General features: G+C 61.9%; 22 protein-coding genes. 4 read left to right on the forward strand and 18 right to left on the reverse strand.

The annotated features are described in order from the left end of the window. Positions 1 to 94: 94 nt before the first annotated feature. The gene (locus FX982_RS06100) at positions 95 to 2,014 is read left to right on the forward strand and encodes a DEAD/DEAH box helicase (RefSeq protein ID WP_172609998.1); all 1,920 of its coding nucleotides are present in this window, start codon (positions 95 to 97) and stop codon (positions 2,012 to 2,014) included. Between the two features lie 294 nt (positions 2,015 to 2,308). Here the strand turns inward: FX982_RS06100 and FX982_RS06105 are convergent, their stop codons facing one another. The 3 genes from FX982_RS06105 to FX982_RS06115 form a co-directional block, all read right to left on the reverse strand. After that, positions 2,309 to 2,905: a YceI family protein gene (locus FX982_RS06105; protein WP_122536433.1), complete on the reverse strand. Its 597-nt coding sequence runs from the start codon at positions 2,903 to 2,905 to the stop codon at positions 2,309 to 2,311. Between the two features lie 31 nt (positions 2,906 to 2,936). After that, positions 2,937 to 3,488 (reverse strand): cytochrome b, encoded by a 552-nt coding sequence (locus tag FX982_RS06110; protein ID WP_172609999.1) that lies wholly within the window; start codon positions 3,486 to 3,488, stop codon positions 2,937 to 2,939. Positions 3,489 to 3,693: 205 nt separating this feature from the next. Next, positions 3,694 to 5,496: a flavin monoamine oxidase family protein gene (locus tag FX982_RS06115; protein ID WP_172610000.1), complete on the reverse strand. Its 1,803-nt coding sequence runs from the start codon at positions 5,494 to 5,496 to the stop codon at positions 3,694 to 3,696. Positions 5,497 to 5,732: 236 nt separating this feature from the next. Between FX982_RS06115 and FX982_RS06120 the strand changes: the two genes are divergently transcribed. Together FX982_RS06120 and FX982_RS06125 are read left to right on the forward strand one after the other, a co-directional pair. Further along, positions 5,733 to 7,139 (forward strand): adenosylmethionine--8-amino-7-oxononanoate transaminase, encoded by a 1,407-nt coding sequence (locus FX982_RS06120; protein ID WP_172610001.1) that lies wholly within the window; start codon positions 5,733 to 5,735, stop codon positions 7,137 to 7,139. A 59-nt stretch (positions 7,140 to 7,198) separates the two neighbouring features. Then, positions 7,199 to 7,918, forward strand: coding sequence for a 16S rRNA (uracil(1498)-N(3))-methyltransferase (locus FX982_RS06125; RefSeq protein WP_172610002.1), 720 nt, complete (start codon positions 7,199 to 7,201; stop codon positions 7,916 to 7,918). A 204-nt stretch (positions 7,919 to 8,122) separates the two neighbouring features. On the opposite strand, the gene hydA is transcribed toward FX982_RS06125, so the two are convergent. The 8 genes from hydA to trhA form a co-directional block, all read right to left on the reverse strand. Then, positions 8,123 to 9,559 (reverse strand): dihydropyrimidinase, encoded by a 1,437-nt coding sequence (hydA, locus tag FX982_RS06130; protein WP_172610003.1) that lies wholly within the window; start codon positions 9,557 to 9,559, stop codon positions 8,123 to 8,125. A 13-nt stretch (positions 9,560 to 9,572) separates the two neighbouring features. After that, the gene (locus tag FX982_RS06135; RefSeq protein ID WP_065991211.1) at positions 9,573 to 10,469 is read right to left on the reverse strand and encodes an allantoinase PuuE; all 897 of its coding nucleotides are present in this window, start codon (positions 10,467 to 10,469) and stop codon (positions 9,573 to 9,575) included. 52 nt (positions 10,470 to 10,521) lie between these two features. After that, complete coding sequence (locus FX982_RS06140) at positions 10,522 to 11,394, reverse strand: MurR/RpiR family transcriptional regulator (RefSeq protein WP_172610004.1); 873 nt, start codon at positions 11,392 to 11,394, stop codon at positions 10,522 to 10,524. A gap of 18 nt (positions 11,395 to 11,412) precedes the next feature. Beyond that, complete coding sequence (locus tag FX982_RS06145) at positions 11,413 to 12,660, reverse strand: cysteine desulfurase-like protein (RefSeq protein ID WP_172610005.1); 1,248 nt, start codon at positions 12,658 to 12,660, stop codon at positions 11,413 to 11,415. A 21-nt stretch (positions 12,661 to 12,681) separates the two neighbouring features. Beyond that, the gene (locus FX982_RS06150; protein ID WP_037018914.1) at positions 12,682 to 13,416 is read right to left on the reverse strand and encodes an amino acid ABC transporter ATP-binding protein; all 735 of its coding nucleotides are present in this window, start codon (positions 13,414 to 13,416) and stop codon (positions 12,682 to 12,684) included. Further along, complete coding sequence (locus FX982_RS06155) at positions 13,413 to 14,090, reverse strand: amino acid ABC transporter permease (RefSeq protein WP_122536424.1); 678 nt, start codon at positions 14,088 to 14,090, stop codon at positions 13,413 to 13,415. The genes FX982_RS06150 and FX982_RS06155 overlap by 4 nt, the downstream gene beginning before the upstream one ends. Before the next feature lie 52 nt (positions 14,091 to 14,142). After that, complete coding sequence (locus FX982_RS06160; RefSeq protein WP_065991205.1) at positions 14,143 to 14,919, reverse strand: transporter substrate-binding domain-containing protein; 777 nt, start codon at positions 14,917 to 14,919, stop codon at positions 14,143 to 14,145. Positions 14,920 to 15,382: 463 nt separating this feature from the next. Continuing rightward, entirely contained in the window at positions 15,383 to 16,000 is a 618-nt protein-coding gene (trhA, locus tag FX982_RS06165) for a PAQR family membrane homeostasis protein TrhA (protein ID WP_172610006.1), read from the reverse strand. A 164-nt stretch (positions 16,001 to 16,164) separates the two neighbouring features. Here trhA and FX982_RS06170 point away from each other — a divergent pair, with 164 nt between their 5' ends. Then, a complete protein-coding gene (locus tag FX982_RS06170) occupies positions 16,165 to 17,085 on the forward strand; it encodes a LysR family transcriptional regulator (protein WP_172612991.1) in 921 nt (306 codons plus the stop codon). Between the two features lie 26 nt (positions 17,086 to 17,111). Here the strand turns inward: FX982_RS06170 and madM are convergent, their stop codons facing one another. The 7 genes from madM to FX982_RS06205 form a co-directional block, all read right to left on the reverse strand. Then, entirely contained in the window at positions 17,112 to 17,876 is a 765-nt protein-coding gene (madM, locus tag FX982_RS06175) for a malonate transporter subunit MadM (RefSeq protein WP_172610007.1), read from the reverse strand. 1 nt (position 17,877) lies between these two features. Further along, complete coding sequence (gene madL / locus FX982_RS06180) at positions 17,878 to 18,312, reverse strand: malonate transporter subunit MadL (RefSeq protein ID WP_065991198.1); 435 nt, start codon at positions 18,310 to 18,312, stop codon at positions 17,878 to 17,880. Positions 18,313 to 18,379: 67 nt separating this feature from the next. Next, on the reverse strand, positions 18,380 to 19,315 hold the full coding sequence (gene mdcH, locus FX982_RS06185) for a malonate decarboxylase subunit epsilon (protein ID WP_172610008.1): 936 nt from the start codon (positions 19,313 to 19,315) through the stop codon (positions 18,380 to 18,382). Then, positions 19,312 to 19,944: a malonate decarboxylase holo-ACP synthase gene (locus FX982_RS06190; protein WP_172610009.1), complete on the reverse strand. Its 633-nt coding sequence runs from the start codon at positions 19,942 to 19,944 to the stop codon at positions 19,312 to 19,314. Before FX982_RS06190 ends, mdcH begins: the two co-directional genes overlap by 4 nt. After that, positions 19,938 to 20,741, reverse strand: a complete 804-nt coding sequence (mdcE, locus tag FX982_RS06195) for a biotin-independent malonate decarboxylase subunit gamma (RefSeq protein WP_172610010.1) — start codon at positions 20,739 to 20,741, stop codon at positions 19,938 to 19,940. Before mdcE ends, FX982_RS06190 begins: the two co-directional genes overlap by 7 nt. After that, entirely contained in the window at positions 20,738 to 21,589 is an 852-nt protein-coding gene (locus tag FX982_RS06200; protein ID WP_172610011.1) for a biotin-independent malonate decarboxylase subunit beta, read from the reverse strand. The genes mdcE and FX982_RS06200 overlap by 4 nt, the downstream gene beginning before the upstream one ends. Next, on the reverse strand, positions 21,582 to 21,881 hold the full coding sequence (locus FX982_RS06205; protein WP_172610012.1) for a malonate decarboxylase subunit delta: 300 nt from the start codon (positions 21,879 to 21,881) through the stop codon (positions 21,582 to 21,584). Before FX982_RS06205 ends, FX982_RS06200 begins: the two co-directional genes overlap by 8 nt.

The raw sequence follows: 21,881 nt of genomic DNA on the forward strand, positions 1-21,881 counted from the left end.
AGCGCATTCACGTTACGTGCAGAACCTTTAGTCTGCGCCTGGAAGATCATCCCTATTTGGGCCTCTATGGCCCCAACTCAAGACAGGATTACTCATGTCCTTTGCTTCCCTCGGTCTCTCCGAGGCTTTAGTCAGCGCCATCGAGGCTGCTGGCTACACCCAGCCTACCCCAGTGCAACAGCGGGCCATTCCCGCCGTGTTGCAAGGCCGCGATCTGATGGTCGCCGCCCAGACAGGTACTGGTAAAACCGGTGGTTTCGCCCTCCCAATCCTGGAGCGGTTGTTTCCCAACGGTCATCCGGACAAATCCCAGCGTCACGGCCCGCGCCAACCCCGCGTTCTGGTCCTGACCCCGACCCGTGAACTGGCCGCTCAAGTCCACGACAGCTTCAAGATCTACGCCAAGAACCTCAAGTTCGTCAGTACCTGCATCTTCGGCGGTGTCGGCATGAACCCACAGGTCCAGGCCATGGCGCGCGGCGTTGACGTACTGGTCGCCTGCCCGGGTCGTTTGCTCGATCTGGCCGGTCAGGGCAGCGTCGATCTGTCCCACGTTGAGATCCTCGTACTCGACGAAGCTGACCGCATGCTCGACATGGGCTTCGTTCACGACGTGAAGAAAGTCCTCGCGCGCCTGCCGTCCAAGCGTCAGAACCTGCTGTTCTCGGCAACGTTCTCCCAGGACATCACCGCGCTGGCCGGCAAACTGCTGCACAACCCGGAACGTATCGAAGTCACGCCGCCGAACACCACGGTCGAGCGCATCGAACAGCGCGTCTTCCGCCTGCCAGCCAACCACAAACGCTCGCTGCTGGCGCACTTGATCACCCAAGGCGCGTGGGAGCAAGTGCTGGTGTTTACCCGTACCAAGCACGGCGCCAACCGCCTGGCCGAGTACCTGGATAAGCATGGTCTCAGCGCTGTGGCTATCCACGGCAACAAGAGCCAGAACGCGCGCACCAAAGCGTTGGCGGATTTCAAGGCTGGCACCGTCCGCATCATGGTCGCGACCGACATCGCTGCCCGCGGTCTGGACATCGACCAGTTGCCACACGTGGTCAACTTCGAGCTGCCTAACGTCGATGAAGACTACGTGCACCGCATCGGTCGTACCGGTCGCGCAGGCCGTAGCGGCGAGGCGATCTCGCTGGTTGCGCCGGACGAAGAGAAGCTGCTGAAAAGCATCGAGCGCATGACCAAGCAAAAGATTGCCGACGGCGATCTGATGGGCTTCGACATCACGGCCGTTGAAGCCGAGAAGCCGGAAGTCCGCGAGCGTCCGGACGTGCGTAACCCGCGCAATGCCCGTGGCCCGCGTGGCGACGGTCCGAACGGCGGCGGCGGTGGTGGCGGTCGCAAGGACAAAGGCAAAGACAAAGGCAAGGAAAAGCCGGCCGCTGCAGCAGCTTCGGGCGAGCGCCCGGCACGTCCGGCACGCCCGCAAAAGCCGCGTCAGGGCACGGCGTCGAGCGAATCACGTCAGTCGCAGCCAGCGGCGTCAGGTGCGAATCGCGCACCCGACGAATTCCTCGATGACGAAGTGGACAACTTCGGTAACCGCGCCGACTACGTCAGCCCGTACCAGAACAAGAACCAGAGCCGCGGTCGTCGTCCGGGCGCTCCTGCCACTGGGGCCGCACCGGCACCACGTGGTCAGGCGCCAGGCCGTAGCGGTCCGCGCGGTGGTTCAGGCAGCGGTTCGGCCACTGGCGCTCCCGCCAGCACCGATACCGCCGGCGCTCCGGCCAAACGCAGCGGTCCTCGCAACGGCTCCGGCCGTGATGGTCAGGCTCGCCGTGAAGACTCGCCACGTGCCCGTCGTCCGGCACGCGAAGACCAGCCAGCGCGTCAGGAGCCAGCAGTTCGCGGCCCTCGCGACGGTCAGCCTGCACCGAAGATCATGCACAAAGAGTCCAAGGGCGATCGTTTCCCTTCGGCTGAACAACTTGATCAGCTGCCAAGCCGCCCACGCGGTGAAAAACCAGCCCTGCTGACCCGCAACCGCGAAGGTTAAGCAGCGCCGGTTGTTCAGTAGCAAATAAAACGCCCCGACTGATTCGGGGCGTTTTTGTTTCTGCCGGCTTATGAGTCCTGTAGGAGTGAGCTTGCTCGCGATTAGCGGTAGGGCAGATACAAAGCGCTGCCTGCTAGATAGCAATCGCGAGCAAGCTCACTCCCACAGATGCGGTGAGCAGTACATTCTCAGGAGTGCCGCATTGCCATCGCAGGGGAAGCCTGGCTGAAAAAAAGCGCCAGGCACAAAAACGCCGACCCAAAGGTCGGCGCTTTATCACTACAACAACGGGTCTTACTTGGCTTTGACGCCTTCGAACGAGATGTCCAGGTCCATGGTGTCGGACTGTGGACCCAGGTCCATCATCTTGCCGAAATCAGAACGCTTGATCGAGGTGGTGCCCTCGAAGCCGGCACGGTAGCCGCCCCATGGATCCTTGCCTTCACCCAGGAAGGTAGTCTTGACCACAACCGACTTGGTCACGCCGTGCAGGGTCAGGTCGCCAGTCACGTCAGCCGTGGTTTTGCCATCGGCGTTCTTGCCGACGTTGCTGACCTTGGTGGAGACGAATTTGGCGTCAGGATAAGTTGCGACGTCGAGGAAGTCCTTGCTGCTGATGTGCTTGTCACGTTCAGCGTGGTTGGTGAAGACGCTGGCGGTCTTGACGTCGATGCTGATCTTGCTGTCTTCAGGCTTGGCGGCGTCGAAGCTGAATGTGCCGGTCCAGTCCTTGAACGTGCCGTAGATGAAGCTGTAGCCCAAGTGGCTGATCTTGAAGTTGATGAAGGCGTGCTGGCCTTCCTTGTCGATCGTGTAATCAGCGGCCATTGCCTGACCCGCTGTCAGCAGCGCGGTACCAAGGGCCAGTGCAGCAAGTGTCTTTTTCAACATACGTCTTCTTCCTTTCCAGTTGAATTGAGTATCAGGCCTTACGGCCAAGCATACGTACAAGCGTGGCATCACGATCAACGAAGTGATGCTTCAAAGCGGCCAGCCCGTGGAGTCCAGCGAAAATCACCAGGGTCCAGGCCAGGTACAAGTGAACGGTGCCCGCCACGTCTGCCTGGTCGGGCAGTCCGCTGATCAATGCAGGCACTTCGAACAATCCAAACACCGAAATCCCGACACCGTCTGCGGTGGAAATCAGGTAACCGGCGAACATCACCAGAAACAGGTCCAGGTACAGAAACGCGTGCCCCAGTTTCGCAGCCGTCTTCACAAACCGGCTGTGGGTAGCAGGCGCTGCTGGCGGCGGGCTGAGGAAACGCCAGATCACCCGGATCAGCATGAACAGGAACAGCGTGATGCCGATGCTCTTGTGCAGGTCAGGGCCAGCCTTGCGCCACGTGTCGTAATAGCCCAGCCCCACCATCCACAACCCTAGCGCAAACATGCCTAACACCGTCAGCGCGACACCCCAATGCAAAACAATGCTGACCCAGCCATAGCGAGAAGAAGAGTTGCGTAGCTGCATGCTGAATATCCTGTAAGGGCCGAGGGAGAGACTAGCGCTTTACCTATCGAAAGAAAGCGCAAAATGTTGCTTTGAAGAATCAGAAAATCCGATTGAAATCTTCTGACATATTTTCGTACGAAGGAGATTAAGCCAGCGTTACGGTTCATCCAGGCGTAAAAAAGGCGCGGTATCAAGCCGCGCCTTTGTTTTCAGCCGTTACCGATCAGTTTTTGCTGTCGGTCGCGGGTGCTGCCGGAGCCGCCGGAGTGGCCGGTGCCGCCTTGTCACCCGTGGCCTTGGCCGGCGCTTTTTTCGCAGCGTCGGTTTTGGCAGGGGCTTTGTGAGTGGCTGCCGGTTTGGCGGGGGCCTTTTTGACGGGGTCCTTCTTCGCCGGTTCTTTCTTGGCCGGTGCCTTTTTAGCAGGCTCCACGACCGCAGGCTTGGCCGGTTCAACCACTGGAGCTGGCGGCGGCGTTACCGGGGCAGGCGCTGGAGCCGGGGCCGGAGCAGGTGCTGGCGCTTTCTCGGCCGGTTTTGGCTCAGGCTTGGAACCGCCGAACAGGTTCGAGAAGAAGCCGCCAATACCGCCGCTGCTTTCCTTGGCCGGTTCAGGGGCCTTCGGAGGCGGCGCTTTGACCGGTTCGTACGACTTGCCTTCAGATAGACCCTGCACCTGAGCGGCCGCGCGCTGACCCGAACGCAATGCGCCTTCCAGGGTGCCCGGGTACAAAGTGTCAGTATGTTCGCCGGCGAAGGCTACGCGCTGCAGTGGTCGTTCCCACAAGCGCCAGTATTTGCTGATCTGGCCAGGGCCGAACGCCAGGTACGCGCCGCCGCTGGACGGGTCGATGCTGGAGCGACGCAGCTCATAACCGGTGAACGCGCCGCGGGCCTGTGGGTAGAACGCCTGCATGCGGATCAGCACTTGATCCACCAGTTGCTTGTCGCCGAACGCCTGCATGATGCGGGCGTTGTCGCCGGACAGGTTGATCACGACATTGGCGCCGCCCTTCAGCGCAGGCTCGACCCACAGCATGCCGAGGCCGGTGTTGCTATAGATCTCGCCGGACATGCGCGCCTTGCTGTCCCAGACCGGGGTCTTGAACTTGAGCATGATCTGGTCATGCCAGCCGTAGTTGGTGCTCTTGATCGCGCCCAGACGCTGGGCGTCCAGGGCCGGGGTCATCTGGATCTTGCTCAGTGCGCGCAACGGCACGGCCAACACCACATATTCGGCTTCGTAACCCAGCGAGCCGACCTTGACGGTCACGCCGTCCTTATCCTGGTTGATGGCCGATACCGGCGAATTGGTCTTGATGACTTTCAGCTGTTTGACGAATTCCTCGGCCAGCACCGCGCTGCCACCCGGCAGGCGAGCGGCGCGACGGTCGCGGTCGTCGACGTTGCGATTGACCCGCGTTTGTTGTGCGAGATACAGCAGCGACAGACGCGAAGGTTCGTCGTAGCGCGTACGAATCTGCTGGTTGATCAGCTGGCGCGCGGTCGGTGGCAGGCTCAGACGGTCCAGCCAGTTGGCAACGGTGATCTGGTCCAGTGCAAACAACGTGCTGTTGGCTGCCGGGTTGTCCGGGTCAGTGATCGAGCGGGCCAGGTCATCCACCGCCGCTTCGTAGCGCTTGATGGCTTCAGCGGTCGCTGGCTGTTTGGTCGCCAGGTCGGCGCCGGTGAAGTATTCGCCTTCGATCAGGTAGCTCGGGGTCCGCACGAACTCCGGCGCGGGCACCGCCTTGATCTTGAAGCGATCAATGTACTGATTGAGCACCGGCTGGGCCTTGGCGTTGCCAATCCATTCGCTGCCGGCCAGACCGGAGCGGCCGCCAACGTTGGGTTTGGCTTCCAGCAAGGTGACTTGCCAGCCTTTGCTCTGCAGCTCGTAAGCCGTCGTGAGTCCCGCCAGACCGCCGCCGACGACGATCACCGTATGCGGCTTATCCACGGCAAGCGCTGAAGCGCTGACCATCCCAACCATCACCAACGCACAGGCGCGCAGCCAACCAGAAAGCATTCAGCGAACTCCGGAGAAAAACGGGGGGGAATTGTCGGATTTTGTTGTCCGATTTTTCGAAGAGCGCGAAGGATACGCGAGCCGCGAAACGCCCGCCAGCAATGTCCGTCAGGCTTGAAAGTGGTAACCGGAGCGATTTAAACAACGCGCTAAAGGTTGTCCCGCTGGCATGCATTGCATAGGCTTGCGCGATTGTTTGCCCTCGCGCCATGCGAGCCGCTATGTGGAGAAGAGTAATGGGCCTTAACGACCAGTGGATGCAGCGCGACCTGAAGGTCCTTTGGCACCCCTGCACCCAGATGAAAGACCACGAAAAACTGCCGCTGATTCCGATCAAGCGCGGCGAAGGGGTCTGGCTGGAGGACTTCGAAGGCAAGCGATACTTAGACGCGGTCAGCTCCTGGTGGGTCAACGTATTCGGCCACGCCAACCCGCGTATCAATCAGCGCATCAAGGATCAGGTCGATCAGCTGGAGCATGTGATTCTGGCGGGCTTCAGCCATCAGCCGGTCATCGAGCTGTCCGAGCGCCTGGTGGCGATGACGCCCGAAGGGCTGACGCGCTGCTTCTACGCCGACAACGGTTCGTCCTGCATCGAAGTCGCGCTGAAGATGAGCTTTCATTACTGGCTCAATCGCGGCAAGCCGGACAAAAAACGCTTCGTCACTCTGACCAACAGCTACCACGGCGAGACCATGGCAGCGATGGCAGTCGGTGACGTGCCACTGTTCACCGAAACCTACAAAGCGCTGCTGATGGACACCATCAAGGTGCCGAGCCCCGACTGCTATCACCGGCCTGAAGGCGTGAGCTGGGAAGAGCACACCCGCACGATGTTCGCGGTGATGGAGCAGACACTCGCCGAGCATCACGACAGCGTCGCGGCGGTGATCATCGAGCCGCTGATTCAAGGCGCAGGCGGCATGCGCATGTACGACCCGATCTACCTCAAACTGCTGCGCGAGGCCTGCGACCGGTATGGCGTGCACCTGATTCATGACGAGATCGCCGTGGGCTTCGGTCGTACCGGGACCATGTTTGCCTGCGAACAAGCCGGCATCCGCCCGGATTTCCTGTGCCTGTCCAAGGCGCTGACCGGCGGTTATCTGCCGCTGGCGGCCTGCATCACCACCGATGACGTGTACGACGCCTTTTACGACGACTACCCCACCCTTCGCGCGTTTCTGCACTCCCACAGTTACACCGGCAACCCCTTGGCGTGCGCGGCGGCGTTGGCGACGCTGGATATTTTCGAGCAGGACAACGTCATCGAAAACAACAAGGCGCTGGCCCAGCGCATGAAGACCGCGACGGCGCATCTGGTCGATCACCCTAACGTCGCTGAAGTGCGGCAGACCGGGATGGCGATTGCCATCGAGATGGTGCAGGAAAAGGCCAGCAAAACGCCGTATCCATGGCAGGAACGGCGTGGGCTGAAGGTGTTCGAGCACGCGCTGACCCGAGGCGCGCTGCTGCGTCCGCTGGGCAGCGTGGTGTACTTCCTGCCGCCCTACGTGATCACGCCGGAGCAGATCGACTTCCTGGCCGACGTGGCGACCGAAGGGATCGACATCGCGACGCGCAGCAGCGTCACGGTGGCGGTGAGAGAGAACTTCCATCCGGATTTTCGTGATCCGGGCTAGCAGGCCGTTACACACATTCTCCAGGCGCTGCATTCAACACAATCTTTAGAGACACAACCATGAGACTGTCCCGCTTTTTCGTCGATGCCACCCTCAGCGTCGGGGAGCACGAACTGCCAGAGGCCCAGGCCCATTACATCAGCCGCGTGTTGCGCATGTCCGAAGGCGACGCGGTGCAGCTGTTCGATGGTTCGGGCCATGAGTTTCGCGCCACGCTGGCGGAAGTCGGCAAAAAGCAGGTCCGGGTGCAGGTAAACGAAAGCTTTGCCGGTCAGCCGGAGTCTCCCTTGCAGATCCATCTCGGGCAGGGTCTCTCTCGGGGTGAGCGGATGGATTGGGCGATTCAGAAAGCCACCGAGCTGGGCGTGACGCAAATTACCCCGATCATCAGCGAGCGGTGCGAAGTGCGTTTGAAAGACGAGCGTGCGGAAAAGCGTCAGGCACACTGGCAGCAGATCGCAATCAGTGCCTGTGAACAGTGCGGGCGCTCAGTGGTGCCGGTGATCCATGCGCCCGTGACCCTGGCCGACTGGCTCAAGCAGACAGAAGCGGATTTGAAGCTGGTGCTGCACCCAGTGGCCGCACCCCTGACCAGCCATGAAAAGCCCGGCAGTCTGGCGTTTCTGATTGGTCCGGAAGGCGGGCTGAACGACGCCGAAGTGGCTCAGGCGCAGGACGCCGGTTTCCACGCCGCCCGCCTCGGCCCCCGCGTGCTGCGCACCGAAACCGCGCCAGTGGTGGCGCTGAGCATCGCGCAACAGTTGTGGGGGGATTTGTAGGACCGGCTTCAGCCGGGAAAGCGTCAGGCGTTAAGCCACGAGATTGACGGTGCGTACACCGGCCTTCCCGGCTGAAGCCAGTCCTACAGGGGTCGGGTACATCCGCCAGAGATTTAGCGGATGTTCGTGCCTCTTCGCGAGCAAGCTCGGCTCCAACAGGAATGGTGTGAGTCAGCCGTCATTGCGGCGCCTTTGCCATGGTGTTCACTCAGGCAATTCCGACGCCCGTCGCCGCGCTTTCGCAGGTTCCGGCCGGGCGCAGGGCAGAAATTCTCCGCGCCCCGGCTCACCCAACGGACTGCCGTCCCATACCCGTTCCCCTCTGGCGAAGGTCATCGCCGGCCATGCACTCAAGCGCATCCCCTCGTACGGGGTGTAATCGACATTGTGGTGCAGCATCTCGTTGGTCAGCTCTATGTCCAGGTCCTCATCCCAGATCACCAGATCCGCGTCCGACCCGATAGCGATGCTGCCTTTGCGCGGATACAAGCCGTACAGCCGCGCCGCATTGGTGGCCGTCAGCGCGACAAATGCCTGCGGGCTGATTCGCCCCTTGCGCACGCCTTCCGACCAGAGCAGCGCCATGCGCGTCTCGACGCCCGGAATGCCATTGGCCACTTCGGAAAACGGCGCCGCCTCGCCGTGGGCACGTTTGCCGTCCGGGCCGCCGTAGCGAAACGGCGCGTGATCCGACGAGAACACTTCAAACGAGCCATTCTGCAGGCCGTCCCAAACCACTTGCTGATTGCCGGCGTCTCTCGGCGGCGGACTGCAGATGCATTTCGCGCCTTCGAAGCTGTCATCGCAACCCAGCGCATCCGCGGTCAAAAACAGATATTGCGGGCAGGTTTCGCCGTAGACCTTCAGCCCGTGGCTCTGCGCCCAGCGGATCTGCTCAATGGCCTCGCGTCCGGACACATGCACGATGAGAATCGGCACATCCACCAGCTCGGCCAGCGCAATGGCCCGGTGCGTGGCCTCACGCTCCACCAACATGGGACGAGAGCTGGCGTGGTAACGCGGCGCGCTGAGACCGGCGGCAAGCAGGAGCTCGGTCAGCCAGGCGATGCAGTCGCTGTTTTCAGCGTGGAGCATCACCATCGCGCCTTCGGCCCGCGCCACCGACAGGGTTTCCAGAATCTGCCGGTCGTTGAGCTTCAGCGCGTCATAGGTCATGTAGATCTTGAATGAGGTGTAGCCCTCGGCAATCAGCTCGGGCAGCTCGCGGCGCAGCACGTCCTCGGTAGGATCGGTGACGATGAGGTGAAACGCGTAATCGATCAGCGCCCGACCATCAGCGCGCCGATGGTAATCCTCCACTGCCGCCCTCAGGGTCTGGCCCTTCTGCTGGCAGGCAAAGGGAATCACTGTTGTCGTCCCGCCACACGCGGCTGAACGGCTGCCGCTTTCGAAGTCATCGGCCATGACCGAGCCATCGCCGGTCGGCTGATCCAGATGCACATGGCTGTCGATCCCGCCCGGCGTCACGGTTCGCCCTCGCGCATCGACTTCCTCTGCGGCACCTTGCAGGCCAAGGCCCAGCGCGGCTATTCTGCCGTCGCGCACACCGATGTCGCACAGGAAACCGTCCGCCGCCGTCACCACATTGGCGTTGCGGATGATCAAATCAAAAGCCTGCATGTCGTTCACTCCGTCAGGCGCGGGTCAGCCAGGCCTTGGCGATCTCTTCGCGGGTGGTGAACCAGACGCCTTCGCGGGCCTGGGCGTACTCGATGAAATGCTTGATCGCACGAACCCGCCCCGGACGTCCGACCATGCGCGGGTGCAGCCCGATGGACATCATTCGCAAGCCGTCGGCGGACTCTTCGTACAGCACGTCGAAGCTTTCCTTCATGTACTCGAGGAAATCGGACGCCTGGGACAGGCCCGGGGAGTTCCAGTACCGGAAGTCGTTGACGTCGCTGGTGTACGGCACCACCAGATGTTGCTTGCCCTCGACGTCGACGAAATACGGAACGTCATCGTTGTAGGCGTCGGAGTCGTAAAGGAACCCGCCCTCTTCCGCCACCAGCCGACGCGTATGAACGCTGGCGCCGTAGCGGCAATACCAGCCCACCGGGCGCTTGCCGCAGGTGCGCTCGAACGACTCGATCGCCAGACGAATGTGCTCGCGCTCCTCGGCCTCGGTCAGGCGGAACACTTCTTCCCAGCGGTAACCGTGGCTGCAGATTTCATGACCCAATTCGACGGCGGCCTTGGCCACATCCGGGTTCTGCTCGAAAGCCACCGCGCAGGCATGAAAGGTCGCCGGGACGTTGGCCTGTTGCAGGATGTCGAGGATCCGCCAGATGCCAACGCGGGCGCCGTACTCGTACATCGACTCCATCGCCAGATTGCGCACGCCGTCGGGAAACTGATAGCTGCCCCACTCGGTCATGCTCTCCTGGTCTGGATCGCCCATGGCCAGGGAGCGCTCCGAGCCTTCTTCGTAATTGATGACAAAGTTGACGGCCAGCCGCGCGCCATTGGGCCAAGTGCCTTGGGGGCGCTGCCGGCCGTAGCCGACCAGATCTCGAATGGGTGACGCCATAAAAGCCTACTCCTGCAACGTTCGAACAGTCGGCCGACCGCCAAGCCAAGGCTCAGCAGTCGATGGTTTTCAGTGCATCGTGGTCCGGACCATCAAGGGTCTGACCGGTGCGAAAGGCCAGACCCATGGCCAGGGTCTGCGCAATGCAGAACGCGGCGGTGAGCGAGCGAAAGCCCAGCAGCTCGGCGTCGTTGACCTCGATCATCACCGACGCGGTTTGTCCGATGGGGCTGAGAAGGCTGTCAGTAATCGCCACGATGGGCGTCCCCGCAGCGACCGCTTGCTGGCAGGCGTCGATGGTTTCCTGCGCGTACGGCGGAAAACTCACCGCCACCAGCACGTCATCGCCGTGCAGTGCGCCGACCTGTTCGCGCAGGCTGCCGCCCAGACCGCTGATGTGTACGGCACGACGACCCACACGGCTGAGGGCGTAACTCAGGTAGGACGCCATGGGAAACGAGCGACGCATGCCGACCACGAAGGTGGTTCGCGCCTGTTCCAACAGCTCGATGGCGCGCTCGATGGCCTCGACTTGCTCGCCTTCGGCCAGGTGCTCCAGCGAAACGATATTCGCGCGACTGAACGCCGAGAGCATGGCGCCCACATCGGTGGGATCGTCGAGCAATTGCTCGCCGCGATAGTGCCGTATGCGCTCTTTGAAACTGCCCTGCCCCGCCTGTTGCAACGGCTGCTTGAACAAGCGCTGCAGGTCGCTGAACCCGCCGAAGCCCAGCGCCTGGGCCAGCCGAATGAACGCTGACGACGGAATGCCGGAGATCTTCGCCAGCGCCGCGACCGTGTTCAGTGCCACGTCGTGGGGGTGCTCGTTCAGGTAATGCGCCGCATCACGCTGCCGCGCGGTCAGGCGTTCCTGATGTTCGACGATGGCGGCACGCAGCTCGGCCAGGGTTTGGGGTACAGGCATAAAAAGGCTCGATAAAAGTCAGGATGGACGCAGCTCTGTGATCGCCTGGGCAAGGTGCTCCACCAGACGATTCAGCTCATCGATGCTGTTGTAGTGCGCAATCGACACACGAACCACGCCGCCGTATGGGGTCAGCCCCAACTGTTCGATCAGGCGGCGAGCATAGAAGTCACCAAAGCGGATGCCCATGCGGTGGTTGTCCACGCGGCGCACGATGGCTTCCGACTGAATACCCTCCACCACGAAGCTGATGGTCGGCACGCGATCACCGTCGGTCACACGGGATTTTCCGATGATTCGTACACCCGGTGTCTCCCGCAGAAACGCCAGCAGTGTTTCGGCCAGCAGGTCTTCCTGCACTTCAAAGGCATCGAATGCGGCCTGCATCAACTGGCGTTCGCTGCCACTGGCGCCGAGCCGTTGGCCGACGTCGATCAGGTAATCGCTGATGCCGATGCAGCCGTAGGACAGCTCGTAGTTCAAGTTGCCGGGCTGCAGCTTGTAGGGAATGACCTCCTGGCCGATGAAAAAGTGGTTCAGGCTCGGCAGTTCCAGCAATGCTTCCCGCTTGCCCCACAGCACAGCAAAGTGTGGGCCGAAGGTCTTGTAGAAGCTGAAGACGTAATAATCGGCACCGCTGGCTTGCACGTCGACCAGCCGATGGGGCGCGTAGGCCACGGCATCGACGCACACCTTGCCGCCCACCGCGTGCACCCGGCGCGCAACCTCGGCGACCGGGTTGACGCTGCCGAGGATGTTCGACGCATGGGTCATGGCCAGGTAGCGGGTTTTGTCGCTGAGCAGCGCGTCCAGATCAGCCAATTCCAGGTCCATGCTCTGCGCATTGACCGCCCAGACGCGCAACGTCGCCCCGCGCTCTTCGCACAGCCGCACCCACGGCCCGATATTGGCTTCGTGGTCGCAGTTGGTGACGATGATTTCGTCGCCGGGATTGATCGACGGCGCGATGGCGCGGCAAAGGATTTGCAGCAAATGGGTGGTCGAGCCGCCCATCACGCACTCTTCCGGGTAGCGCGCGTTGATCAGTTGCGCGACCGATTCCCGCGCCTGCATGACCCGCGCGCCAGCGTCCACCGACTCGCTATAGGAGGCGCCCAGTTGCACGGCGCTGTTGAGCAAGTAATCGGTGATGCGCTCGGCGACCGGCTTGAGCACGGCCGATCCGCCGGCATTGTCCAGGTAGGCGTAACCGCTGCCGAGCGCAGGAAACTGGCTGCGTACGTAATCGATGTCCAAGGCATTCAAGGGATGAGCTCCAGAGTCTGATCAGTGATGCAGGATGGCCTGCAAAAACGCGCGAGTTCTCGGCTCTTGCGGGGCCGTGAAGAAATCGTGCGGGTTGTTCTGTTCGATGATTCGGCCGTTCTCCATGAAGATCACCCGGTCGGCGACCTTGCGCGCAAAGCCCATTTCGTGGGTCACGACGACCATGGTCACGCCCGAGCGGGCGAGGTTCTGCATGACGTCCAGCACTTCGCCGACCATCTCCGGGTCAAGTGCCGATGTGGGCTCGTCGAACAGGATCACCCGGGGTTCCATTGCCATGGTCCGGGCAATGGCCACGCGCTGCTGCTGGCCGCCGGACAACTGGCTCGGGTATTTCGCCGCGTGGGCGCCCATGCCGACTTTCTCCAGCAACAGGCGCGCGCGTTCGTTGGCGTCACGGCGAGACATGCCACGCACCCGCACCGGCGCCAGCGCCACATTGGCGAGCACGGTGAGGTGCGGGTACAGATTGAAATTCTGGAAGACCATGCCGACTTCGCAGCGGATGCCCGCCAATTTTGGGCCTGTTTCAACGCGCTGGCTGCCGACGCGTATGTCGCCCTGCTGATACTCCTCCAGCAAGTTGATGCAGCGGATCAGTGTCGATTTCCCGGAGCCCGATGGCCCGAGGATGACCACCACTTCGCCTTGATCGACCGTCAGGTTGATGTCGGTCAGGGCCTGGAATGGCCCGTAGAATTTGGCCACGCCTTCCATTTCGATGACGGTGCTCATGAACTCTTCCTCCCGGCGCCATTACGCCGCTCGATCCAGCTCACCAATTGCACCAGCGGCAGAAGCAGCAACAGGTACATCACCGCCGCGCCCACCAGCGGTGTCGGGTTGGCCGCCAGCGCCTGGGCTTGAGTGGCTTGTTTCAGAAGATCGGGCATCGCCACGACGGACGCCAGCGCGGTGTCCTTCATGACGTTGATGCAGTTGCTGGTCATTGGCGGCATGACGATGCGCATGGCCTGGGGCAGGATGATGTCGCGCATGGTGTTGAAAAAACTCATGCCTTGGGACGCCGAGGCTTCGAACTGCCCGCGCGGAATGGCTTCGATGCCGGAGCGGAAGATCTCCGCCGAATACGCGCAGGACACCAGCGACAGCGCCGCAGTCGCTGCCGCAAAGGACGACAGGCGAATGCCCACGAACGGCAGCGCGTAATAGATCAGCACCAGCAGCACCAGCAATGGAATCGAGCGCAGCACGTCGATGTACACCCGCGCCAGAAACCGCACCGGCGCGTACCCGTACAACCGCAGCATCGCCAGCACCAGCCCGCCCACCAGGCCGAGAATGATGCTGACCACACCGAGCATCACCGTCACGCCCAGGCCGCGGAGCATCAGTGGCAGCGCATCGACGAACACGCTCCAGTTGAAGAACGTTTCTAACAACTCCATTGCGATTCCTTGGTGGCGAGCAGTGACGGACGCGGGCGTGAGCGGTCAGGGGTTACTTGAGTACGTCGACCACTTTGACGGTGCTGGACTCCGGATCAGCGTCGGCACCGAACCACTTCTTGTGCAAGTCGGCGATCACGCCTTCTTTCTTCATCGTGGAGATGATGTCGTTGACCTGACCGGCTGAGGCCCAGCCCTTGGCGTGCATCAACGAGTACTTCTCACCGGTAGGAATTTTCGCGACGACTTTGTACTGCGGCTTGTCCTTGATGTAGTACAGGACCGCCGGGATATCGCTGATGTAGCCGTCCATACGGCCGGACGCGAGGTCGAGCATTGCAGGCGACAGCCCTTCATAGCGTGAGACTTCCTTGAACTTGTATTCGGCCTGATGGGCGTTGACCCACATGTCGCCGGTGGAGCCGGTGTCGACGCCGACCACCTTGCCGTCCATGTCTTTCAGGCCGTTGATGCCGGATTTGGCGAGCACGGACAGGGATTGGTCGCTGTCGTAATACGGCTGGGCGAAGCCGACGGACTCAAGGCGCTTGGGGGTGATGGTGATCGAGGAGATGGCGATGTCAGCGCGCTTGGACTGCACGGCGCTGAACAGGCCGTTGAACGGGATGTTGACGAATTCCACGGTCTTGCCGGCGCGTTTGGCGACTTCCTTCACCACATCGACTTCGAAACCGACAATCTCGCCTTTCGCGTCCTGAAACTCCCACGGCACGTTGCCCACGTTGGCGCCGACGGTCCAGTCTGCGGCCCAGGTGGATGCGGAAAAGGCGGTTGCCACGGCCATGCTCAAGAGTACTTTCACATTCATGTCTTGCTCCCCGATTGATCAGTCAGTTCAAGAAGGCCGCCTTACCACAAGAGGGGGCGTTTCGAGGATCAGACTAGGATGACGAATCAAATAATTCAACAAATAAAATAAATGAATTAAATGCTTCAATCGGGTGCGAAAGTTATCCGCATTGGTGCAGGTGGGAAAGCGGGCAAGGCTGTGGGGTGTACAGAAAATGATCAGTGATTTGAAGGATGCCATGCACCGAAGCGGCGCATGGATGGCTGGGTGCGCGTCGGGAATTGCCGGTCGCGCAGCAAGGATGGTCCGTGTAGGAGTGAGCTTGCTCGCGAAGACATCATTCCAACCGCTAAAAAATTCAGCGGATGTACCGGCCTCTTCGCGAGCAAGCTCACTCCCACATTTCATTTGTTGGCATTTGCATTTGTGGTGTCGTCACGCTTGGCAAGAGCTGACGTTGCCGCGATGTATCGCTCTCAACTCACAAAACATAACGCGAAATCGCGACAAAGTGCAGCAGGCTCCCGGCAATCACAAACAGGTGCCAGACCCCATGAAAGTGTCGGACCTTGGTGTCGAACGCGAAGAAAATGATCCCCACGGTGTAGAACACGCCACCCAGCGCCAGCCAGATGAATCCGGTCATGCCCAGCGCGGCGATCAGCGGATTGACCGCGACCAGCACAATCCAGCCCATGACCGCGTAAATGACGATGGACATCACCCGCGCTTCGGAGCGGGGTTTGATTTCCTGGAGTATGCCGATGATCGCCAGCGTCCAGACGATACCGAACAACATCCAGCCCCACGTCCCGTGCAGCGTCACCAGACAAAACGGCGTGTAGCTGCCGGCGATGAGCAGATAGATCGAAAAGTGATCAACCTTTTGCATGATCACTTTGGCCCGGCCGCGAACGCTGTGATAGACCGTCGACGCGCTGTACAGCATTACCAGCGCCACGCCGTAGACCGCGACGCTGATGATCTTCCAGATATCCCCGGACATCGTCGCAACAACCAGCATCCACACCGCGCCGATCGTCGCCAGAATCGCCCCCACCAAGTGGGTCCAGGCGTTGAATTTTTCTCCGTAGTACATCCGCAAACTACCTCTCAATTGCATGACACACGCCAAGCGTCCTGCTTCTGAACCCCAATGACAACGCATTGTGTCGTGTTATCGAGAATTTAATGCAGTCAGCAACCGATCTCTTCGGCACAATCGGGCGCTCTCAAAACAAGAACCCGGCGCGGGCCCACACGATGCAGATCGACGAAGAGCTCACCCTCAAGAAGCTGGAAATCTTTCTGGCGTTCATGCGCACCGGCAATCTGGCGCGCGCGGCAGCGGAGCTGCAGACGAGCACGGTCAGTGTGCATCGGGCGATTCACTCGCTGGAAAGCGCGTTGCGGTGCCCGCTGTTCAAGCACGAAGGTCGCAACCTCACGCCCCTCGAAGGCGCTTATGTGCTGGAAGAGCGCGCGCAGAAGCTGGTGCAGGACGTGCTCGTCACCATTGAACAAACGCGTCAGGCAGCGGGGTTTTCGGCGGCGCGTTTCAAACTGGGCGCGCTGTATTCACTGACGGTCAAGACCGTGCCGCAGCTGATCATGGGCCTGAAAATCCGTCGCAGCGAACTCAACATCGACCTGATTCTGGGCTCGAACATCGACCTCTTCTACAAGCTGAAGAACATGGAAGTGGACGCGATTCTGGTGTCGCTCAACGAGAGCGTGAGCGATCCGGATTGTGAGCAACTGCCGCTGTTCTCCGACGATATTTTTCTCGCCACGCCGGCTGACTCACCCTTCGCGCTACAGAGCGAGGTGGACCTGAGCGACCTTCGGGAGGCGACCTTCATTACCCTGACCCAGGGTTTCGCCACCCATCGGGATGGCGCGCGAGTATTTGAGCAGGCCGGGTTCGAACCGAAGGTCGCCATGCAGGTCAACGACATCTTCACGCTGTTGAGCATGGTCAGCTCGGGTGTGGGTTACGCATTGCTGCCGGGGCGAATCGCCGCCGTCTACGAAAACCGCGTCCGCCTGGTGCCCCTGCAAGCGCGATACCGCATGCAGCAGCACATCGGACTGGTCTTCCTCAAAGCCCGGGAACGCGACCCGAACCTCTTGGCGTTGCTGGCGGAGTGCCGGATGTACTCGAACCGGCTGGCCCAGGCCTGAGCCGACGCGCCCGCGCAAAAAAAGCCTCAGCCCAGAATCCCGCGCACGATGAAGTACAGCAGCGACGGCCCCAGCAGACAACCCAGCCCGGTGTGGAATGTCGCGGTCAGCGCGCCGTAAGGCACCAGCCGCCGATCCGTTGCCGCCAGTCCTGCCGTCACGCCGCTCACGGTGCCGGCCAGGCCGCCGAAGACCATCGCGGAACGCGGGTTATCCAGCCCCATCCAGCGCGCGGCCATCGGGGTGCCGACCATCACCAGAATGGCTTTGATCAGACCGGTCGCGATCGACAGCGCCATAACGTCCGAGGTCGCGCCCAACGCCGCACCGGTGACCGGCCCGACGATGTAAGTCACTGCACCCGCGCCGATGGTGGTGATGCTCACGGCGTCGCGATAGCCGAAGGCATATGCTACGCAGCAACCGACGATGAACGGCAGCATCGTGCCGAGCAGCAGCGAAAACGCGCCGACCCATCCGGCCTTTTTCGCTTCGGTGGCCTGCACTTCGAAAGCCGTGGCCACGATCGCGAAATCACGCAACATCGACCCGCCCATCAAGCCGATCCCGGAAAACAACGCCAGATCCGCCAGCCCTTTCTGCCCGCCGGTCATCGTGCCGCCGACCCACGCCAGCACCAGGCCGATGACGATCGCAATGGCCGAACCATGAATGCGTCCGAACGTCAGGCGCTTGGACAGCACCACCGAAATCCACATCACCACGCCTACGACCGCAAACGCGGTGACCAGGCCCTGACTGATCAGGTCTTTCTGAATGAGCTCCCACATATCAGCGGCCTCCTGCTGGCGAAACAGTCGGCGCGATCACCGGAAGCGGGTTCGCCAGTTCATCCTCTTTGGGCAGTGGCTCGCCCTTGTTGATGCGACTGATGACCGCAATCGTGCAGCCGCAGACCACCACCGACACCACCGCCGCGATGACCGCGATCGGCCCGCCCTTGAGCGCCGTGACGACGTTTTGCTGAGCGGCCATGGCCACGACGACCGGGATGTACATGGCGCCCCAGAAGCCGACGCCCATTTCGCAGCCTTCGCTCATGCCGCCGCGCTTTTGCATGAACAGCCGCGCGCAGATCAGCAGGATCATTGCGATCCCGACGCCGCCTACGTTGGATTTCACGCCCAGCAGCACGCCGAGCAGATCACCGAGAATCACCCCTGCGAGGGTGCAGATTGCGAGTAACGCCACGCCATAAATCACCATTGTTCTTATCCTCAAATTGCATCGTCGAAGTTGTTGTTTTTGTGTTCCTTCGAAAGCAGCAGTCGGTTTATGAGTGGCGGCGTTCCTCCTCTCGCGACAGCGCGCTGAGCGTGTCCAGCCGGGCGCCCTGAAAGGCGACGACCGATCCTTGTTCGAAAACGCGACGCGCCAGGCCTGTCAGCACGGTGCCCGGCGGCAGTTCGATGTGCAGCCGCGCACCTCGCTCGTAGGCGGTTTGCACCGTGCTGCGCCAGTCGATCACCCGGCACATGTTGAACGCCAGATCGTCGCGGACCTTGTCGGCGCTGAGCACCGGCCGCGCGGTGCTGCCGCTGAGGTATTTCAGCGTCGGCGCTTTCACGGAAACTCGGGCGAATGCATCGGCAAGGGCGCGTGCCGGTTCGGCCAGCAGTTCGCAATGGGACGGTACGCTGACCGCCAGCCGCTTGGCCGCCGCAGCGCCCTGCTCTTTTGCGAGCGCAGCGACGGCCGTCATGGCTTCGTCTCGGCCAGCAATAACGAACTGGGTATCAGCGTTGATGTTGGCCAGATAGACCGGCGTCTCAACGCTGTGAATGCGTGCGATCAGGCTTTCGACCGTGGGTTGGTCCAGCCCGATCAGCGCGGTCATGCCGTAGCCTTGTGGATAAGCGCTTTGCATCAGCTCGCCCCGCAGCGCGACCAGGCGCACGGCATCTGAAAACTCCAGAGCCCCCGCGATCACCGCGGCGGGATAAGCGCCGATGGAAAGACCCGCAACCATGTCGGGGGAGTTTCCATCGGCCATCAACACCCGTGCACAGGCGACGCCCGCGATTAGCAGGCACAGCTGAACAGCGCGAGTCGATTGCAGCGCCGCGGAGGTGTCGAGCGTCAGGAGGTCCTCGTTCAACGCCGCGCTCGCTTCTTCCAGGCACTGCGTAACCAACGGGTGCTCCGGCAACGCGTGGAGCATGCCCGGCTGTTGCGCACCCTGGCCGGGGAATGCCCAGAAGCTGCTCATGCCGCGGCCGCCTGCGCCAGCCATGGGTTATCCACAAGCCGCGCGCCGTCTTCGGCTTTGAGCAGCACCTGGCGAGACGATCCTGCCCACTCGCGCAGCGCCACGGCGCCAAACGGGGTTTGCAGCTGAAGGTCGATGCGGCAGACCGCACCGGCGAGCTGATCGATCAAACGCGCGGCGTGCTGGCGATCAAGGAGATCCGGGGTGCGCAGGATGAGATCCAGGTCGCTGTCCGCGTGCAGCACCGGCACGCCACTGGCCAGTTCGAAACCGGCGCCACCCGCCACGCCCCACGGCAGGCCGAGCGCATTCATCACGGGACGGATCTGCTGCAAGGCGCGCAACGCCGGCCAATCAGCGTGAGGCGTCATGGCGATCAACGCTTCAGGCCGCACTCGCCGTTGCACATCCTCGAGCTTCATGTGGGTGGCGTAGCGCTGATCTCGCGATTGACCCCTTACGCCCACCGCCACCAGGCCTGCCGCGACACGGGCGCGGCGCACCACCACCGGATGACCGAGGCCAACGGCTTCAAATGCCCACGCCGGTGCGTCGATCGGCAACGCAGCCGCCGACAAACCCCACAACAGGTCGTGGGGCAGCAGCGGCTGAAAAGTGCTCATTACCATTGCGCCCGCAACAGCTCGCGGACTTTCGACGATGCCTCACGATTCGGCGCGCCGAGGCGTGAACTCAGGTCATTGACGCCGGCGAGGGTGTCTTTGATCGCTGCAATCAAACAGTCCTGAACCAGCGTGAGATCCGACGCAGTGGGCTGCTCGACCTGACTGACCGACAGAGTTTCCCACAGCAAACCGAGGCTGGCGTAGCTGTCGATGTCGTAGGCCATCGGCGGAACGCTGGCGGCGAGCTTTTCCAGTTCTTCGACGCTGCGCAGTGTCACCCGCGCCGCAGAGGCCTTGCCCATCGCGTGAACCATCACGCCCGGATCGCGCAGGGCAATCAGGCGATTGGCCTGATAACCGTGGGCGAGAAACGCGCCGGACATCGCCTTGCCCACCAGCAGCCCGATCACCGGGTGCCCGGCCAAACGCGCCCGAGCATAAGCGTCGACCGCCCCGGCCAGCGCTTGATGAATGCCCAGCGCTTCCTCGCGGCGGCCATAGGCCTGACTCGGCACGTCGATGATCGCAATCAGCGTGCGCTTGTTGTCACTGTCTTGATCCAGCTCGATGGCGCCGTCCACCGCCTGGGCCAGTCCCCATCCTTCGAGCAAACCGACCTCGCCATTCTGTGCGCGGGGAAAGCGGTTATCTGGATCGGCGACCACGGCCAGGAATCTCGCCGGACGATCACCCAGCGTGCCATCAGCCGCTTTCACCGACGCCGGCAGACCCGACACTTCAGGGGCGTTGGCGGCCAGCGCGTTGAACCAGTTCAATCCACGAAGCGAGTAAGCACTCATGACCGGTCTCCTTGATAGGCGCTGCGTACGGCAGCGGGCTCTATCTGCCGTGCCGTGTCTACTTGAGCCAGACGCTCGAGGAACCAGGCGTACCGGCTGCTGCGTTCCTGCTCGGGCTTGCCCTTGTGCAGCAACACGTGCACCTGTTGCTGAATGTCGCTGATGTCGTCGGCGACAAACGCGTCCACCAGACCGCTGGCAAAACGTTGCTCGCCCCCGGTCAGGCTCCAGATGAACGGCCGGTCGCGGGAGTCGTATTCTTCGATGCCAGCCTCCTGCTCGATCACCTGCGGACCGTTCAGGCCGAGACGCGCTTCCTGAGTGACAACGAGGTAACTGCACAAACCCGCCGCAATGGACATGCCGCCGAAGCAGCCGACGCTGCCCGCCACCACGCCAATCACCGGCTGATAGCGACGCAGATCAACAATGGCGGCGTGAATGTCGGCGATGGCCGCCAGCCCGAGATTGGCTTCCTGCAAGCGCACGCCCCCGGTTTCCAGCAGCAAAACCGCTGCGGTCGGAATGCCCTTGCGATTGTCTTCGGCCGCCAGTTCCAGCGCGCCGGCCATCTTCGCGCCGCCGACTTCGCCCATGCTGCCGCCCTGGAAACCGCCTTCGATGGCGCAGATCACCACCGGTTTGCCATCGATCGTGCCCTTGGCGATCACCACGCCATCGTCGGCCTGTGGCACGACGCCTTGCTTGGCCAGCCAAGGGGAGACGAGGCGCTCGAAGGGATCGATCAGCTCGCGAAAACTGCCGTCATCCAGCAGTGCGCGGGCGCGTTGCCGGGCACCGAGTTCGACGAAACTGTGCTGCTGCAGAAGCCGCGTGCTGTCACTCATGACCGACCTCCTCGAAACCTTGCTCCAGGCGCAGCCGAACCACGCCCGGTGTCGCGCCAAAATCGTGGATGTCGATGCTCATGGCCGGTGGCGTCTGGCCGTCGAACATCCGCTGAAAAAGGTTTTCCCAACGCGCCGAACTGCCGTTGACCGACGTCAGCACCTGGATCGTCAGCTTGCCCGGCTGGCCCGGTTCAAGCAGCACTTCCAGATCACCTGAACCGACACAGCCCACCAGAGCGCGACCCCGTGGCGGCTGCCCGGCAGGGAATTCAAAAGACAGGGTTTCCAT

Origin of the sequence: Pseudomonas graminis (assembly GCF_013201545.1) — a bacterium.
Taxonomy (GTDB): Bacteria; Pseudomonadota; Gammaproteobacteria; order Pseudomonadales; family Pseudomonadaceae; genus Aquipseudomonas.

Excerpts from the sequence above, each read along its gene's own strand:
- FX982_RS06100 (WP_172609998.1), top strand. The coding sequence starts at position 95 with ATGTCCTTTGCTTCCCTCGGTCTCTCCGAGGCTTTAGTCAGCGCCATC.
- FX982_RS06105 (WP_122536433.1), bottom strand. The coding sequence starts at position 2,905 with ATGTTGAAAAAGACACTTGCTGCACTGGCCCTTGGTACCGCGCTGCTG.
- FX982_RS06110 (WP_172609999.1), bottom strand. The coding sequence starts at position 3,488 with ATGCAGCTACGCAACTCTTCTTCTCGCTATGGCTGGGTCAGCATTGTT.
- FX982_RS06115 (WP_172610000.1), bottom strand. The coding sequence starts at position 5,496 with ATGCTTTCTGGTTGGCTGCGCGCCTGTGCGTTGGTGATGGTTGGGATG.
- FX982_RS06120 (WP_172610001.1), top strand. The coding sequence starts at position 5,733 with ATGGGCCTTAACGACCAGTGGATGCAGCGCGACCTGAAGGTCCTTTGG.
- FX982_RS06125 (WP_172610002.1), top strand. The coding sequence starts at position 7,199 with ATGAGACTGTCCCGCTTTTTCGTCGATGCCACCCTCAGCGTCGGGGAG.
- hydA (WP_172610003.1), bottom strand. The coding sequence starts at position 9,559 with ATGCAGGCTTTTGATTTGATCATCCGCAACGCCAATGTGGTGACGGCG.
- FX982_RS06135 (WP_065991211.1), bottom strand. The coding sequence starts at position 10,469 with ATGGCGTCACCCATTCGAGATCTGGTCGGCTACGGCCGGCAGCGCCCC.
- FX982_RS06140 (WP_172610004.1), bottom strand. The coding sequence starts at position 11,394 with ATGCCTGTACCCCAAACCCTGGCCGAGCTGCGTGCCGCCATCGTCGAA.
- FX982_RS06150 (WP_037018914.1), bottom strand. The coding sequence starts at position 13,416 with ATGAGCACCGTCATCGAAATGGAAGGCGTGGCCAAATTCTACGGGCCA.
- FX982_RS06155 (WP_122536424.1), bottom strand. The coding sequence starts at position 14,090 with ATGGAGTTGTTAGAAACGTTCTTCAACTGGAGCGTGTTCGTCGATGCG.
- FX982_RS06160 (WP_065991205.1), bottom strand. The coding sequence starts at position 14,919 with ATGAATGTGAAAGTACTCTTGAGCATGGCCGTGGCAACCGCCTTTTCC.
- trhA (WP_172610006.1), bottom strand. The coding sequence starts at position 16,000 with ATGTACTACGGAGAAAAATTCAACGCCTGGACCCACTTGGTGGGGGCG.
- FX982_RS06170 (WP_172612991.1), top strand. The coding sequence starts at position 16,165 with ATGCAGATCGACGAAGAGCTCACCCTCAAGAAGCTGGAAATCTTTCTG.
- madM (WP_172610007.1), bottom strand. The coding sequence starts at position 17,876 with ATGTGGGAGCTCATTCAGAAAGACCTGATCAGTCAGGGCCTGGTCACC.
- madL (WP_065991198.1), bottom strand. The coding sequence starts at position 18,312 with ATGGTGATTTATGGCGTGGCGTTACTCGCAATCTGCACCCTCGCAGGG.
- mdcH (WP_172610008.1), bottom strand. The coding sequence starts at position 19,315 with ATGAGCAGCTTCTGGGCATTCCCCGGCCAGGGTGCGCAACAGCCGGGC.
- FX982_RS06190 (WP_172610009.1), bottom strand. The coding sequence starts at position 19,944 with ATGGTAATGAGCACTTTTCAGCCGCTGCTGCCCCACGACCTGTTGTGG.
- mdcE (WP_172610010.1), bottom strand. The coding sequence starts at position 20,741 with ATGAGTGCTTACTCGCTTCGTGGATTGAACTGGTTCAACGCGCTGGCC.
- FX982_RS06200 (WP_172610011.1), bottom strand. The coding sequence starts at position 21,589 with ATGAGTGACAGCACGCGGCTTCTGCAGCAGCACAGTTTCGTCGAACTC.
- FX982_RS06205 (WP_172610012.1), bottom strand. The coding sequence starts at position 21,881 with ATGGAAACCCTGTCTTTTGAATTCCCTGCCGGGCAGCCGCCACGGGGT.